The 16,953-nt window shown below is 35.9% G+C and carries 14 protein-coding genes and 1 pseudogene; all 15 read right to left on the bottom strand.

The window, feature by feature from the left end:
• Nucleotides 1–23: 23 nt before the first annotated feature.
• Nucleotides 24–1,805 carry a VirD4-like conjugal transfer protein, CD1115 family gene (locus tag FGK96_RS02745; RefSeq protein ID WP_138081126.1) on the bottom strand — a complete coding sequence of 594 codons (1,782 nt, stop codon included), beginning with the start codon at nt 1,803–1,805 and terminating at the stop codon, nt 24–26.
• A pseudogene (locus FGK96_RS02740) lies at nt 1,802–2,282 on the bottom strand (PcfB family protein). The gene FGK96_RS02745 and the pseudogene FGK96_RS02740 overlap by 4 nt, the downstream one beginning before the upstream one ends.
• Nucleotides 2,279–3,130 carry an ATP-binding protein gene (locus FGK96_RS02735; protein WP_138081124.1) on the bottom strand — a complete coding sequence of 284 codons (852 nt, stop codon included), beginning with the start codon at nt 3,128–3,130 and terminating at the stop codon, nt 2,279–2,281. Before FGK96_RS02735 ends, FGK96_RS02740 begins: the two are co-directional and overlap by 4 nt.
• Entirely contained in the window at nt 3,127–3,897 is a 771-nt protein-coding gene (locus FGK96_RS02730) for a replication initiator protein A (protein WP_138081122.1), read from the bottom strand. The genes FGK96_RS02735 and FGK96_RS02730 overlap by 4 nt, the downstream gene beginning before the upstream one ends.
• Nucleotides 3,898–4,108: 211 nt before the next feature.
• Nucleotides 4,109–5,716: a hypothetical protein gene (locus FGK96_RS02725; protein WP_138081120.1), complete on the bottom strand. Its 1,608-nt coding sequence runs from the start codon at nt 5,714–5,716 to the stop codon at nt 4,109–4,111.
• A 128-nt stretch (nt 5,717–5,844) separates the two neighbouring features.
• Nucleotides 5,845–6,126 carry a CD1845 family protein gene (locus FGK96_RS02720; RefSeq protein ID WP_138081118.1) on the bottom strand — a complete coding sequence of 94 codons (282 nt, stop codon included), beginning with the start codon at nt 6,124–6,126 and terminating at the stop codon, nt 5,845–5,847.
• Between the two features lie 18 nt (nt 6,127–6,144).
• Nucleotides 6,145–7,776 carry a 23S rRNA (uracil(1939)-C(5))-methyltransferase RlmD gene (gene rlmD / locus FGK96_RS02715; protein WP_138081116.1) on the bottom strand — a complete coding sequence of 544 codons (1,632 nt, stop codon included), beginning with the start codon at nt 7,774–7,776 and terminating at the stop codon, nt 6,145–6,147.
• Between the two features lie 70 nt (nt 7,777–7,846).
• Nucleotides 7,847–9,322: an LCP family protein gene (locus FGK96_RS02710; RefSeq protein ID WP_138081114.1), complete on the bottom strand. Its 1,476-nt coding sequence runs from the start codon at nt 9,320–9,322 to the stop codon at nt 7,847–7,849.
• Nucleotides 9,323–9,482: 160 nt separating this feature from the next.
• Entirely contained in the window at nt 9,483–9,974 is a 492-nt protein-coding gene (locus FGK96_RS02705; protein ID WP_138081112.1) for a shikimate kinase, read from the bottom strand.
• On the bottom strand, nt 9,967–11,250 hold the full coding sequence (aroA, locus tag FGK96_RS02700; RefSeq protein WP_138081110.1) for a 3-phosphoshikimate 1-carboxyvinyltransferase: 1,284 nt from the start codon (nt 11,248–11,250) through the stop codon (nt 9,967–9,969). The genes FGK96_RS02705 and aroA overlap by 8 nt, the downstream gene beginning before the upstream one ends.
• An 87-nt stretch (nt 11,251–11,337) precedes the next feature.
• Complete coding sequence (locus tag FGK96_RS02695) at nt 11,338–12,297, bottom strand: YihY/virulence factor BrkB family protein (RefSeq protein ID WP_138081109.1); 960 nt, start codon at nt 12,295–12,297, stop codon at nt 11,338–11,340.
• Nucleotide 12,298: 1 nt separating this feature from the next.
• The gene (locus tag FGK96_RS02690) at nt 12,299–13,159 is read right to left on the bottom strand and encodes a methionyl aminopeptidase (protein ID WP_138081107.1); all 861 of its coding nucleotides are present in this window, start codon (nt 13,157–13,159) and stop codon (nt 12,299–12,301) included.
• A 29-nt stretch (nt 13,160–13,188) separates the two neighbouring features.
• Nucleotides 13,189–14,472, bottom strand: a complete 1,284-nt coding sequence (gene spxR / locus FGK96_RS02685) for a CBS-HotDog domain-containing transcription factor SpxR (RefSeq protein ID WP_172601585.1) — start codon at nt 14,470–14,472, stop codon at nt 13,189–13,191.
• Nucleotides 14,465–15,016 (bottom strand): GNAT family N-acetyltransferase, encoded by a 552-nt coding sequence (locus tag FGK96_RS02680; protein ID WP_138081103.1) that lies wholly within the window; start codon nt 15,014–15,016, stop codon nt 14,465–14,467. Before FGK96_RS02680 ends, spxR begins: the two co-directional genes overlap by 8 nt.
• Nucleotides 15,017–15,158: 142 nt before the next feature.
• A complete protein-coding gene (locus FGK96_RS02675) occupies nt 15,159–16,949 on the bottom strand; it encodes a glycoside hydrolase family 3 protein (RefSeq protein ID WP_138081101.1) in 1,791 nt (596 codons plus the stop codon).
• Nucleotides 16,950–16,953 lie beyond the last annotated feature (4 nt).

Below are 16,953 nucleotides of genomic sequence, written 5' to 3'. Positions count from 1 at the left end.
ATCTAATACTTTTAATTTTTAACCTATACCCTTGTAATAATTGTTTCTCTATTTAATTTTGCTTTGCCTTTTCGCTTCATGTAGCTTTCAATATCAAACAAATTCTTCTTGTCATAGTCCTCAAGCAACTTATAGTTCTTATGCTTTGTAATATCGAATTTATCTGATAGAAAAGGTCTTACACCTCTAAGCTGAAAGATACATTTGCTTCCGTCCATAACCGTTATCTCATCTTGGCTCATAAGTTCCTTTCCTGTTTTTTGGTAGTTTAAGCCAAAGCTCTTTTGATTTGACCTTGTCTCTGATGTATTGTAAAGGTCGATAGTTTCTTTACCAAGCGTTTCGGACAGCTCTTTCAGTGTTGTTTTTTCCTTTCCACCTAAGAATAAGGTACTATCACAGTTACCCACAATGGTATCAGCATTATCCTTATATATCGCCTTTAGCTGAGATTGTGCCTGTAAGATAATGCTCGCTGAAATTTCTCTACTTCTAATTGTGGCTATGAGCTTCTCAAACTTTGGAATTAAGCCGATATTTGCAAACTCATCAAGTAAGCATCTTACATGAACAGGAAGTCTGCCACCATATACATCATCCGCCTTATCGCAAAGTAGATTAAATAACTGTGAATACATAATAGACACTACAAAGTTAAAGGTATCATCTGTATCAGAGATAATAACAAAGAGTGCTGTCTTTCTATCTCCCAATGTATCAAGCTCAAGTTCGTCTTCACTCATCAAATCTCTAAGTTCCTGAATATCAAATGGAGCAAGCCTTGCACCACAAGATATAAGAATAGATTTTGCTGTCTTTCCAGCAGCAAGTTTGTACTTCTTATATTGCTTGACTGCAAAGTGCGTAGGCTCTTTCTTTTCCAATGCTTCAAATAGCCTATCAATGGGATTCATATATGTTTCATCATCTTCCCTGACTTCTGAAGCATCTATCATATCAAGTAGTGTTGCGAAGTTCTTTTCTTCTTTTGGAGCTTCATAGAAGATATATCCGATAAGAGCTGTATAGTAGAGTTTTTCGGCTTTCACCCAAAAATCCTCACCTGCTTTTTCTCCCTCACCCTTAGTGTTTGCAATAATTGTCTGTACCAATTTGAGTATGTCTTTTTCACTTCTGAGGTAAGCGAATGGATTGTACTTCATGCTCTTTTTGAAGTTGATGGTATTTAAGATTTTTATTTCATATCCATTATCTTCAAGCATCTTTCCACACTCAATTACTATCGTTCCTTTAGGATCTGTAACACAATATGACGAGTGCATTTGCATTAGGTTCGGTTTTACATAAAATCTTGTTTTACCTGATCCTGAACCACCAATAACAAGTACATTCTTATTTCTCGCATACTTTGGATTTGCCGGTCTGCCATTCATGGTTAATCGCTCAGTTTGTGTAAGCAAAATGTTGTTTTTAAACTTTTCATCCATATACGGCTGAATATCTTTTGTCGTTCCCCATCTTGCTGAGCCATACTCTTTTCCCTGTCTAAACTTTTTGGCATTTTTCCCTTTGGTATATACGATAAATTTGATTAAAACCGCTACTACCACTCCCATTAAAATATCCATAGGATGAATACTTGGAAGAAAACTCATGGTATTAAGCTCTAATATTCCCTGAAAGATTTTATCTATGACATCACCACCAGTATAGCTTCTCACATGATGGGCAAAGATGTTTCCTAAATAGAAAAATGCAAGATAGGGAATGTTCTGTTTAATAAACTTTGCCTTATCCTGCACTTTGAACAAGCCTTTTATGTCTTTTAGTATCTTATCTATCATAGGCTCTGCTCCTTTTGTTTATTCTTGACTTTATCTTTTGAAAGGGAATTTTTAGCCATCTCCTTAAATTTCTCAATATTCTTGTAAATTGATTCTTTTCGTTTTCTTTTCTGATTCTGAAAGAGCGTGTTTGAAAGCTTTATCCATTACTTTCATGTCTTTTGCCTGAAAGAATACGGAGTATTTTCCACTTTCTTTATTTTTCATCACAGAAAACTTAACCCCATATCTGTTCAGCTCTTTTTTCAGTTCCTTTAGCTCTGCTTCTTCTACCGGAATTTCTTCAAGTTGTCCCTTTTTAACCATATCTTTGAGTTTTACTTCATTTCCTTTGCTATTAACGAGCTTTTCAAGCCCTCCAAGTTTCTCTGCCTCTTTCATCAATTTCTTTAATAAGTTCAGAATTAGCTTTCCTGTTACTTTAGCAGCTCTAACTTCCATATTCAGCGTTTTTCTTGCTATTTCTTCATTGATCAAGTCCTCTCACCTCCTGTCAGTAGTCTTTCTTTATTCCTCTTTAATTTCCCTTCCTGAATAACTTTCCTGTAATCTTCTCCAAGTACCATCACAGGAATACACATCTCGATAATTCTTGAGTAAATTCTTTGGTATTCCACGCTCTCCATACAGTTTTCAATTTGGCTGTAAGAAAGATTTGTAGTAAAGATTGTCGGCTTATGCTTTAAGTACCTGTTATTCACGATGTTATATACCTGCTCTTTGGCATAGCTTGTATCTCTTTCAATTCCTAAATCATCTAAGATGAGAACGGAAGTGTTTACAAGGGATTCGATATATGCGTTTTTATCAAGGTCAAATCCGCCTTTTTGCAGTTCATTTATTATCTGTGAAAAGTTTCTAATCTTAACGCTTATCTGATATTGTTCAATCAGTGCATTTGCAATGGAGCAGGCAAGATAGGTCTTTCCGCTTCCAACGGAGCCATAGAACAGAAGTCCGACATTTTCTTTTTTCATAAGTTCATAATCTTTTACAAAATTCTTTGCGATGATAAGGCTTTGATTTTCTTTTCCCTGATAGTTTTCAAAAGTATATGCCCATTGAATCATGGAGATGAAGCAGATACTTTTTAATCTCTCGATTTCAAGCTGCTTTTGTCTTTCTTTTTCTTTTGCTTCTCTATCTCTATCGCATTTACAAGCTGTCTTAAATATCATCTGCTTTCCGAAAAACTCTAATGCTTTCCCGTCTTTTCTTTCATGGCACACTTTACAGTATGCGTGTCCGTCTTTGATGTATTCTTTTTCAGGATCAAAGCTATATTCCACATCTTCTATCATCACTTTTTCTAATTCTTTAATCATAGATGTACTCCTTTGTTATATTCCTCCCATGTAGGGATATTGGATGTTTTTTTACTTCCCTGATCTTTATAAAACCAAGAAAGAATTGTAGCTTTATGGTCTTTATATGTCTTTCCGGTGCTTTGAAGATATGTTGATAATCTCTCAATGTAGTTACCGAGCTGTCCTGCCATTTTTATTTGTAATTCACCTATATCCTCATCCTTTAAAAAGACATTTTGAAATGTTCCAAGTCCGTTTTCACCAAAACTATATTCTCTCTTACTATACTTACTCTTATTATTCTCTATATAGTTAGAGTCAACATTTTGAACTTCCTGAAGTTCATTTTCTTTACTTCTGAGGTTAAAATCTTTTACTTCTGAAGTTAAGTTTTTTGACTTCTGAAAGTCATTTTCTTTTACCACTATTATGCTCATAAAGTCTTTGACATAAATGACATTCGGCTTACCAAGTCCAAGCCTTACTCTTTCAATCAGTCCTATTCCTTTTTTGCTGTCTAACTCGTCCAATGTTTTTATAGCAGTAGGCTTTGAGATATTTCTTCTTTTCATAATTTCCTCAACTGTAAAATAGATAAATACTCTACCTTCCTTGTCTATCCAGTTATTCTTAAATGACATTCCTGTTCGTTTCAAAAGCATGGAATAAAGGATAATTGCTTCAGCAGACAGTCCCTTAAATTCTTCTCCGTCTACCAATATTTCAGGCACTTTCAGAAAATTAAATCGCTCTGCTTCACGATTATAGAAATAGTCAAAGTCCATCGCTTCACCCCCTCCTTAAAAATTTGCAAAGAAAAAGACGATAGTTTTTCTCTATCGCCTTTGGTAACCATTTTTCTGAAATTTTTATTTTACAAAACTGGAATTTATATGAATGATGTGAATACTTTACAAACCCTAGTTTAAAGCATAATATAAAGTATCTATATAGGAAGAATTCTTGCCATACTTGTTCTTTATATCACGCTCCTAATTAATCTAAAAACGTAGTTTTCATATATTTCAGGAAATCATTTGATTTTCGAAGAACCTCTTCGAATACATCTATTTTACTTTTTTCTGATAAGTCAAATGTATTTGAAATCTTACTATATTCTTTACCTTTTCTGTGTCCAGATCCAGTAGATCTTAACTTCTGTAAATCCCTTAAAAACTTAATATGATTTTCATACCCAACAGCCTCGTTTGATTGTATCCATCTTTCAAGTTTACTTATTCCTTTAATATCAGTTTGAACATCTCCAAGAACGATTAATTGCTTTTCATTAAGTGAGTCAATCAAAACTTTAACTAACGACAAAACTAATTGATCGAATTCTGGCTGACTTTCCCCAAGCGGGATTCTAATTTGAGTTAGATTATATTGATCTTCCACAGATAATGGCAGATATAAATCCCAGCCATATTTTGTGTTCCATTGCTTTATTAAAGAACCATAAAGAACTTGAAATTTATGATCTTCCATATTTGACTCCGTAAATATATTACAGAAATCCCTTTGGAAAGATACCTGGCTTACTCCTTCTTCACCTACTATATTGTAACTTTTCCAGTATCCACGCTCACTTTCAGGTAAATCTCTTCCTAAATCGCCCAAATAAACTGCTACACAATTTTTATGATGATTATCTATTTCAATACCCCATAATGATTGACAACTCAAATATCCATCTCTAATTTCATATAACTCAGGTTTATTTACATATTTTTGTAATACATCACGCTTAAAAAATACTGGTGTTAAATACATAGGAGCATCTGGATTAGACCCAAAATAATTATTCAGCTTATCCGGATTGCACGTATTAAAAATTTCTTTTCCAAACTCGTCAACACCAATAATAAAGTCCTCGTAACTTTCTTCTTTTTCATACGGCCAATAACCACATTCCTCAATTGGCGCTGGCATAAGAATTTTTTTACCCATTAAGACACTATACACATATATTGGAAAATTCATATCACCGCCCCATAATCCATAAAACAGACTATTATCTTTAGATTCGGTATTAAACTCTTCTAGCCCAAAATCAGATATTTTTCCATCGAACTTAGTTCTAATATCAAAAAAAAGTAAAATTGCCATCTGTTTTGCTGATGAATAATTACGTAAAAACTTCATTTTAATTTGAATCGTCGTAGCATCAATATATTTAACAGCTTCTTCACTTTCCCCATTTTCATACATAGCCCAATATGATTTACTATTTTTGTTATATCGAAGATTGTTTAGTAAGATAAACTCCTGTGATAACTCAATATAATCTTCCTCAACACCATAAAAATCACGATAATATAAAATAGATTCAAAACCATCTTTTAGCAAATTCGCTTTATACTGATATGCGTATCCATTTCCTTCAAATCCGGGATTTCCTTGCTCGTTAGCAGAAACATCCCACCCAACATCATTATATACCTCATCTATATGATTTAGCGAAACTAACCCACACCAAAATCTTGCATCTGCACCATTCATATCTTTGTGACCGGATACCTGTATCCATTGTTCTTTTCCTAAATTTCTCCTTATATATTCCACGTTCTTGGTCTGCAAAATTATTTCTTTTACTCCATCCATCAAAATAACTCCTAACATAATTTGATTTTTAGGTAGTCTAAACAACGTTGTAAGATGTTAATAACCAAACCCATTATTTAGATTTTTCTATGTTCTCTATATCTATCATCGTTATTCTATATTCTTATTTAGATTGATTTTATTGCTTCATTGATACCTTGTAAAAAAGCTATAACTGCTGCTCCAACCATCGGTATTCCGTATGGGCTTAACAAGAATCCTACTATCAATGCTTCTATGCCTATTGAAAAATCCTTTTTAAACAATGATACGACCCCAACAACGACACACATAAGCATTAGCAAATACAGTATTGTTGTTCCTATGGCAAGTAAAAATGTCAGAAATGCAGTGAGGATACTTAACACCAAGCTAATTGGAAATAAGATTATTTTTAATATCCATCTCATAAATACCCTCCATTTCTACTAAATCATTTTAAAATGCCTTAAAGCATCCATGATAGCTTCCTCTTTTTCCGGTGTGCATTGTGGAATAATTTGTTTCTCTTTTTTCGATTTATTATAATGCTCCCTCAGTACAATTCCACACTTCTTTTTAATCTGTGCAATATAGAGTGTCGAAACCTTCAAATTAAATTTTTCCAATATATATTCTTTGATTTGTGCATAAGTTGCTTTACTTTCAGCACTTGTCAAATCAAGCTCGTCCAGCTTAATTTCAACATCTATATGCTTATCGACATCAAGTTTGGACAATAACGCTACCGTCTCCACATGGTGTGTATGTGGGAAAAGGTCTACTGGTTGTACTTTTTTGAGATCGTAGCCCAGTTCTTGGTAAAGCTTGATGTCACGCGCCATGGTAGCTGGGTTACATGATACATAGGTGATTTTCTTTGGCGCCATGGCTACGCTTGCTTTGATAAAGCTTTCTGTTAAGCCTTTACGAGGTGGATCAACTAGAATGACACTTGGCTTAATTCCTTCTTTGCTCCATTTTTCCATAGCTGCTTCTGCACTACCTACAACAAATTCTGCATTGTGGATACCATTTCGCTCAGCGTTTTTCCGAGCATCTTTAACTGCAGCTTCTATCACCTCGACACCATAAACTTTTTTAACCTTTTTAGCAAAGGACAAGCCGATAGTACCGATGCCTGAATAGGCATCAATAACCACATCATCAGCATTTAAATCTGAAAACTCAATGGCTGTCTGGTAAAGTTTTTCAGCCATGATGGTGTTGACTTGGTAAAAGGACTGAGCAGAAATCATATAGTCATTATCTAACATGCTGTCGGTGAGATGGTCTTGTCCGTAGAGTACTTTGAAGTCTTTCCCAAAAATAGCATTACCATTTTGATCATTAACATTTTGCATAATAGAAACGACTTGTGGGAAGGCTTCAATAATGAGTTGAACCATTTGCTCTACGCGAAAAACTTTTGGTCGGCTAGTGACAAAGACCAACATCATTTGACCAGAATAATGGCCACGCCGAACAACTAAGTTTTTAATCAGGCCGGACTGATCTGCTTCATTATAAGGACTAACCTGGAAACGGCGTAAGAGATCACGAACGAAGAGAATCAGTTTATCAATTTCTTTATCTTGGATATAGAAGTCAGAGATAGGCAATAAGTCATGGGAATTCTTTCTAAAAAAACCTGTTTCTAACTGTCCATTAACCCGTCTCACTGGAATTTGCGCTTTATTGCGATAGGCGTAGGGGTGATCCATACCAATGGTTGGTAATAATTCAACCTCTTTGATACCAGCTGTTTTATAGAGATTATCTTTAACTTGTTTGGCTTTGAAAAGCAATTGCTGTTCATAAGCTAGGTGCCCAAAGTCTGCAATACCCGTCCTCAAGTAGGCAACATCAAGGTCTTCATTTCGATACGGAGATTTTTCTAGATATTCTTCGACTTTACCAAAACCAATCTTTTTATTAAGTTTCAATATGCGCATAGTAACACGTTCGGCTGGTAAGGCATTTTCCACAAAGAAGACAAAACCATCCACTTTGGCTATACCTGACCCTTGATGGCTTAAATCTTCAATGACTACTTCGACTAAATCGTTTTTCTTTAACATTATTTTTCCTTTACTTTGAAGGGTTGCACTAAAAAAGAGCAACCTTAGTTACTCTTCATTATAACATACTTTAACGTAATCCCATTTTTGATAAATTTTTCTGATATTTGGCAAAATCAACGTATAAGCCTTGCCCACCATACATGTCAAACTCATCTACCCAATCGCCTTGGGCTGGAATAGTGACATGCTCCACCTTTGCTCCGGAGGTAACGGAAGCTAATCCTTTTTGAAGGATAAAACCAGAAGGAACGTTAGTTGACGTTAAGGCATAAAGTTTTCCAATAGCTGCTGAACCTGTAAATAATTTAACCGGATCTTTGACTTGTGACATGATTGCTGTCATAACTTGTTGTTGTCTCACTGTTCGTCCATAATCTCCATCATCATCTTTTCTGAAGCGAGCATAATTAAGGAGAGTACGACCATCCATACGTTGTTCACCAACTTTAATAGTCTGTTCTGGCACAACTCCGTTTTTCATTCGTAAATCATCTGGAACTTCAACAGAATTTACAGCTTCTCCAGAGATAGTTGCAAATTTTGCATTTATTTTAACACCACTTGGGAATAAAGTATCAATAGCTTCTGCAAAAGTTTCAAAATCAACCATCATATAATATTTCACATCAATATCAAAATTATGTTTTAAAGTCTTACGGACCATTTCCGCACCTTTATGGCCATCTTGTTCTCCAAAATTAAAGGAAGAATTCAATTTGAGATCGTAAGAGTCATTATTGTTATAACTATATCCTGGAATATTGACTAAGGTATCACGCATAAAGCTAACCATCTTAACTTTTTTATCTTTGTTACCAATATTAAGAACCATAATAGTGTCTGTTCTGGCATCGTCTGATTTTTGTGTAACCCGTTGATCTGAGCCTAAAATCAAGATATTGGTCCCATTTTTAGTGTCAACACCATTGAATGTTTCTGTAACTGCAGGCTTATATTTGGCTTTATTAGTGGAAATATCAAAATAACCTTTTGCAAACATCAAAATGACACCAGCTATTAGCAACATCAAAATGAAGCCTAAAATCTTAAGATTTCGTTTTAACTTTCCTTTTTTCTTCGGCTTTTTACTTTTTTTACTAGTAGCAGCCGAGCTATCATAGGTTTCATATAAAGAAGTTTCCTGTGCAAAATTTTCAGGACCTACTACTTCTTCTCGCTTAAGTCTTTGATGACGCTTGGAGCTACGAGACATTGGTGGTTGACCGGGGTAAATGGGTAAGCCATTTGGAAGGGTTTCTTCTGGTCGGTAAGCCTGATTACTGTCGTCATCATACTTACTTTGTCTCCCTTGATAATGGTCGGAAGCAGAAAAATCCTGAAAGCGCTGGTTCTCAAAAGTTCGCTGCGCTTCAGTTTTGTCAGAATAAGAGGTCATTTTATCGGATATTTTAGCTTCCATTTTGGCCTTTAAATACCGATACTCTCTCATCTCATTTTCACTTAAATAATTCAAATTCCTCAGTAAGTAAAAATACCTTAGTTCTTCGTGGTGACTTAAACCATTTTTTTCATTTCTTGCCATATTTATCTCATTTGCTTCAACTATATTTCTCTCTCAACTACTTCAGTAGTTTCTATTATAACTTAACTTATCCAACTTGTCTGTGAAAAATTCTTTTTGAAGACTTATTATGGCAATATTAATGCTTGCCATATCATTTTTAAATACCATCATTTACTTACTAGATGCTATTAATAATACGCACAATTTCTTCAGGAGTTCTATTATCAACGTTAATAACCAAATCAGAGAGGCCTTCATAAAGGATCATCCGTCGCTCAAAAATACCATGGAAATCTTCTTTCGAATTATTTAAAAATAGAGGCCGTTGAAAGACTTTATCCTTTTTAATTCGGTCATACAGAACTTCAAAAGAAGCTGACAGTAAAATGTTATTTTTCCGATTTTGACGTAATAGTTCGCGGTTTGATTCACTAATTACTACACCACCTCCTGTTGAAATGATGTAATCACCTTTCATAGTCATTAATTCTTCTAGCAAAGCTGATTCAATCGCTCGAAATGCCGCTTCGCCTTGGTGAGTAAAAAAATCCGAAATAGACATCCCAATCCGATCTTCGATAATCACATCCATGTCTAAAAAACGCTTATCTAATAAGGAGCCAATTGTTGTTTTTCCCGCTCCCATGAATCCGAGTAATACCTTAGTCATCTTGTAATCTTTCTAAATCTGCGAAAAAATTAGGGTAACTAGTCGCAATAGCATCTGCCCCTTTTAAAGTCATTGTCCCTTTTTTTACAAGTAGAGCGGCAATGGTCACCATCATTCCAATACGATGATCCATTTGCGCGTCTGCTTGACAAGCTACTAGCTCTTGGCCACCTGTGATAATCATCCCATCAGCTTTCTCTTCCACTTGTGCACCCATTTTTTGGAGAATATCAACAACCACCGTTATTCGGTTAGTCTCTTTTAGTCTTAGCTCGCCAGCGTCCTTAATAATCGTTTGTCCCTTTGCCTGTGTTGCTAGAAGAGCTATAATTGGAAGTTCATCTATTAATCGAGGAATTAAGTCACCTGAAATTTCGGTACCTCTCAATTCAGAATAAGTAACCCTGAGATGAGCTGATTGATTTTTACTATCATAATTTTCAATAGCGACCTGTCCTCCCATATCTTTGATAACATCTAAGATACCGGTTCTCGTTTCATTAATACCAACATTTTCCAGCCAAATATCTGATCCTGGTACAATTAAGCCCGCCACTAACCAAAAGGCTGCACTGGAAATATCTCCTGCCACTTTAATTTTTTGTCCCTTTAAGGACTGTGGGCCCTGGATCGTCATTTCTTTCCCTGACTGTTGAATCCGGCCACCAAAAATCCTGATCATCTCTTCGGTATGATTACGTGTAAGGGCCTTTTCAACTAGTTTGGTTTGTCCCTTAGTTTGTAGAGCCGCTAATAGAATAGCCGATTTCACTTGGGCTGAAGCTACGGGTAAATGATAAGTAATAGCTTTAAGATGTGTTTTACCTTTTACGGTAATAGGGGGCTGCTTAGCATCGTTTTGTCCTGAAATCTCAGCTCCCATTAATTCTAGAGGAATAGCTACGCGGTCCATCGGTCGCTTGCTCAAGCTGGCATCGCCTTTTAGGGTTACAATCCAATTTTGGCCAGCTATAACCCCACACAAAAGTCTCATGGATGTTCCTGAATTTCCCATTTCAAGGGCCTTTTGAGGAGGTTTAAGCCCTGAAAAACCTTGTCCATGAACAATAACTTTTTGACCTCTCTCTTCTATTAAAACTCCCATTTGTCGAAAAGCTGAGATAGTTGCATTAACATCATGACTCTTTAAAAGTCCTTCAATTTCTGTAATTCCTTCTGCAATTGCTCCAAAAATGATTGCTCGGTGACTAATGGATTTATCACCAGGCATTGTTAAGCACCCTCGTAAAGGTCTAGAATCTGTTTTGAGTTTCATTCTTTCTCCTTGTCCAATCCTTAACATTCTATCATATCTATTTTGGAAGTTCTAGCATAAAAAGGTTAGAAAGAATAAGCTATCTTTCTAACCTTTAGTTTTATCTTCGTTTTCCTTATCTACTTTTTTCTTCCCCAAAATACGCTCCATAATAGAAGCCACATTGCCCCTTCTACCAACCAACTTACCTTGGTCTAATTCTTGATAAGTGGCATTACATATGGCACCGAAAATCAAAATCCGAGCTAAAAAGATGAACCATAGCATGATAATGAAAATCATGATTGACCCAAACATTTTGATATCTACCATTCGCTCAACACTGTGCACAACATAATTGGCGAGCATGTTACTCATAAATGTCATAACAAAGGCGGTCAAGAAGGTACCGGGTAATATATAGCGAATTTTCCGTATTTTAACATTTGGGAGTAGAAAATACAGAACCATAATACCAATAAAAATAATAACGATGGTAATAGGTTGAATCAGTAGTAAAAATAGAGAAGTAATATTATCACTTAAATGGTAGTGTTTGTCGATAACTTGAATAGCTGCCTTTGAAAAAGTTGAAAAAATCAAGACAAATGTTAATAGAAAAAGAATAAAAACACTAATTAAGAGACCAATGATATGACTCACTAAGAAATCACGGTGCTGAGAGGCCCCATAAGCTTTATTAATAGCCTTTTGCAAGGATGTCAAACTTCGTGACATTGTCCATAAACCAGCTACGGTGGCCATTCCCAAAATACTACCAGCAGGCTTTGAAAATATATTAGTGACAATAGATGCAGCTGGTTTATAAATATCAACTGGCAAGCTTTGTTTCATCAAATTTAGTAAATCAGAAATATCAATATTTAAATAGGGAAAAATATTAGCTGCAATAATAATGAGAGGGAAAACCGTTAAAATAAGGTAATAGGCTACAGCAATTGAAGACAAATCCATCTCTGCACTGGCAAAATGTTTCATAAAAGCTTGAACAGGTTCATACTGCCATTTTTCCATTAATCTGGTAAAAAGGTTTTTCTTCTTTTCCATTTTAGTAGGTTCTTTCTTCTCCTTGGCTAGTTAAGATAACAGGACCATCTTTTGTAATGACAAATTGATGTTCATATTGACAAGATAGTCCTCCATCTAAGGTTTTATGAGCCCAACCAGTTTTCATATCTGTATCAATTTCCCAAGTTCCTGTATTAATCATTGGTTCTACGGTTAATACCATGCCTTCTTTTAGGCGTAAACCGCGCCCAGCCGTACCAAAATTTGGTACCATTGGTTCTTCATGCATCGTTGGTCCTACACCATGTCCGACTAAATCACGAACAACCCCATAGCCATGACTTTCAGCGTAAGCTTGGATAGCAGCTCCTATATCACCAATACGATTACCAACTTGAGCCTTTTCAATGCCAATATACATAGCTTCTTTTGTGACATCCATTAATTGTTGTACTTCTTTGGATGGTTTACCCACAGCATAAGCCCAACACGAGTCTGCTAAACCACCATTATAAGGCTGAGTCACTGTTTTCATTTGAGCAACATTATTAAAGTCTAGTGATGCCACATCAATAACTGATTTGTCCAGAGGCATACTAAGCACCATATCAACTTTGAGCAAATCACCATCTTTTAAAATATAGTGTCTTGGAAAAGCGTGAGCTACTTCATCATTTAGAGAACAACAGGTTGCGTAGGGATAATCCATCATATGACCATCAACGCCAATCTGTAAAGGCAGAACATTTTCTTCTTTACAACGTTTGCGGACATATTCTTCAACTTCCCACATATCAACACCAGGTTTAATGATTTGCCGTAGGCCAATATGTATACTCGCTAAGAAATCGCCTGCAATATCCATTGCCTCGATCTCTCGTGCAGATTTTAATGTTATCATTTATTGAATCTCCTTATTTAGTTTCATTCTTAGTTAATTTTACTGGTAATAACCGCTTTAGCAACTATCTGACTATTGACATAGATCTCAAAATCTAGAACACCACTTCTTCGGTTTTCAGTAATAATTTTAGGATAAATTTTTAATTGATCCTCAATTTGAGCGGCATGTAAAAAGTATATCATCATTTGTTCAATAATGATATTTTTTTGATATTTTCTTGTAAAGACTTTTAGTGTGATTTCTTTCAAAATTTCTGAAATAATGCCCTGAGCAAGATTGCCAGTACTATCAATCATATTAGGCTCAACAACAAGTTGAAAATAGTGATTGTATTCTTCCAACTCAGATACTATTTGTTCACTATAGGTATGGTGGGTAATAGAGGGACTGTTTTTCAAATTATCCATTGCCAACCGCCGAGTAATAACACCAATAACGCGGGCATCATCATCAACCACAGGCAACATATTTAAATCTTCAAAAATCATTTTCTGACCAACATTGGCTAGACTCGTATTTGGAAAAACAAAAATCGGATCTTGCGACATTACCTCTTTAAGTATGAGCTGCCCTGATCTGCCAACAATATCACGCATACTTACCACACCAACAAGTTGATAGTCCTGATTAATAACAGGGAAACGGACATTATTTGTTTCCTTAGCTAAACGACTAAATTGTTCAATCTTATCTGTTTCATAAAGCCTACCATAGTCGCTTAATGGAATCAGGCTGTTCTCAACTGTTTTCAAGTCTGTCTTGATTCTAAAGTTCAAGAGAGCATGATTTATCAAAGTTGCAACCGCAAACGTATCATAATGTGTCACCATAACAGGAATCCCTAGTTGATTAGCTGTCGAAAGAACACGGTTTGAGATTGGAAATCCCCCCGTAACTAAAATAGCATTGTGATTTTTCAAGGCTAATAATTGAATTTCCTCACGATCCCCGACAATAAGTAGACCACCTTTAACCAAGTAACGACCAATATTTTTCTCAGTCATAGCAACAATTGAAAACTTACTAAACTCATGCCCCAAGCCAGAATGCCCTGCTAAAACTTCTGAATTACTAATACGAGCAATCTCTGTATAGGTTAATTTATCAATACGTATCCGATTTTTACGCTCAACCCTAACTGTCCCACTGCGTGGCTTTGTTTCAACAATACCACGATTTTCCGCTTCTTTTATAGCACGGTAAGCAGTTCCATCACTAACTTTCAAATGATTGGAAATACTACGAACACTGACACGTTTACCAATAGCTAATTTCTCTAAATAGTCTAAAATTTCCTGATGTTTACTCATGATAGTCACCTTTTGATATTTGGTATTCCAGATAGTCCCTTACTTTATGGGTATAGCGATCACTGCCTTTGAAAGCACGTTTTAATGAAAATGATGTCGCTTGTGCAACTTTTTGACTAGCAATATTTTCTTTATGGGTTACAATTTTCAGACACTTGAGGTTCAAGTCTTCAAAGGAAAAGGCAAGTAAATGCCTAACCGCTTCTGTCATGTAGCCTCGACCACGATACTTGTGACTTAAAAAATAACCAAAATCGGCCGATGCACTGCTAACTACAATATTTTCAAACTTAATAAAACCAATCATATCTTGCTGATTTTTTTCAGCAATAGCCCAGCAACCTAGCGGATTTTTCAAAAAAGCATGTGTCAATAGGTAATCACTTTCTGATCTGGTTGCCACTGCTGGGAAAATAAAAGATAACTGACTAGGATCTGACGCGAACTCAAAAAAGGCATCACTATCAAAGTAGGTTATGGGGCGTAAGTATAAGCGTTCGGTTTCAATCAGAGATAGTTGTGCTAAATGTGTCCAAAAGTCCATAAAATCCCCTTCTCCTTGCCTAATTCGAGATAATTATAACAAATTTTTTACCTATTTACTATAACAGTTTGCAAATAGTAAACAACTGTATTAATAATTAAAAAGAACCCTTCTTACAAAGAGTTCTTATACTATACAAGAATTACTTTTGTCGCCAAATATGCGTATCAATAAGACCACAGTAAGCATCCACAGGTGAGACACCTTTAAATTCTGATTTTCCAGACAGTTTTTCAAATAAAGCAGCCATTGTATTTGGCATACCATCATAAGCATTAATGTAAGTTCCCACTTGAGGCATATCAGCTAGTGCAAATGGATGCTGTACAGAAACAACAATGGTCGGAATTTCATGAACGTAAAAAGGCTGATCTGGTGTACCCTTGGCAGCTGGCCAAATGATACGTTGGGTTGTTCCTCCAGAATTGACGTCTACAAGATTAATAATTAAGTCATAATTATCCGTTATAGCTGAAATTGGACGTTTTGAGGCATAAACATTTTGGATAGCTGCTGCTTGTTCTGATTCTGGTAATTTCTTAATCCGTTCTTCTGTATTTTCCCAAATAGCAACTTCGTGTCCTGCATTCTTTAGCAGTTCTTTCAAGGTATCAGAAGCACGTTTTTTACCAGAATTGATAAGAGCACCAAAACCGCCTTTATAGCCATCTACTTCTACTATTAAGATACGTTTATAACGTTCTGGGGTAACTGGAAAAATACCTTTTTGCTTATCTTTAACAAGTGTAATTGCTGCATCTGCGACCTGATCAGAAATGCCTTTTGCTTCTTCTGTATTGATTAAAGCCATTGCTTCTTCTTTGGAAAGCATGATTTGCTCACGGCAATTGTCGTACTTGTGTAGACCCAAGCGCGCTTTTAATCCTAAAGTCCGACGCAACGCATCGTGAAGACGTTGATCAGAAAGAATACCCTTTTCATAGCCTTCTTTCATCCATGCTAAATCTTCATCAGGGTCATTAAAGAATAAAAAGAGATCACAGCCTGCTTCAATCGCAGTAGGTAAAAGTTCACGACGTGGCATTGATGATGTCATACCTACCATATGCGATGCATCTGTTACGATAGCTCCGTTATAACCGAGTTCACCTCGTAATAATTCATCCAATAACACTTTATTTAAGGAAGCTGGAAGCATGTCATCAAAGTCCCGCTCTGGATACATTTCTTTTTCAACATTCGGTAAGTGAATGTGACCAGCCATAATTCCTGGTAAGCCTGCATCAGCCATTTCTCCATAAATCCGGCCAAAGCTTTCCAGCCATTCTGCTTTAGTCATAGGATTTGAAGCATAAGATAAATGATGGTCACGCTCATCAATTCCATCTCCTGGGAAATGTTTTGCAAATGGTATAATGCCATGTTCCATAATACCGCGCATATACTCTTTTGATAAAGTGATCACTTGGTCAACATCACTGCCCCAAGTGCGATTAGCAATAATGGGATTACGCCAGTTACGACTCAAGTCCATAATTGGTGCAAATGAAGCATTACAGCCTACTGCTGAAGCTTCTAATCCTGCAATCCGACCTAATTCGTAAGCATATTTAGGATCGTTTGTAGCAGCAATTTTTACCTCATCGCCAATTTTAGTACCATCAGTTACTGCACCATTACCACCTGATTCTGTATTGGCAGCAATAAGCATTGGGATTTTTGATTTGGTTTGTAAAATGTAATTTTGGTCCCAAATATCTGCTGCAGGACCCGGTGCATAACGGACAGCAGCAAATTTGTAGTCTGTCATAACCTGCGTTAAATATTCTTCTGTGCGACTACTTCCCATATTAACAAACAACTGTCCAATCTTTTCATCAAGTGTCATCGAAGCGATGGTCTTTTCGACCCAATCAATAGCCTCCTGATCAAGATTGTATGGTTTTTTACTTAAGTCTACTAAATGTGTCATATTG

Origin of the sequence: Streptococcus porcinus (assembly GCF_901542335.1) — a bacterium.
Classification (GTDB): Bacteria; Bacillota; Bacilli; order Lactobacillales; family Streptococcaceae; genus Streptococcus; species Streptococcus porcinus_A.
Note: the sequence above shows the minus strand (reverse complement) of the source record. Positions and strands in the feature narration are given on the sequence as shown.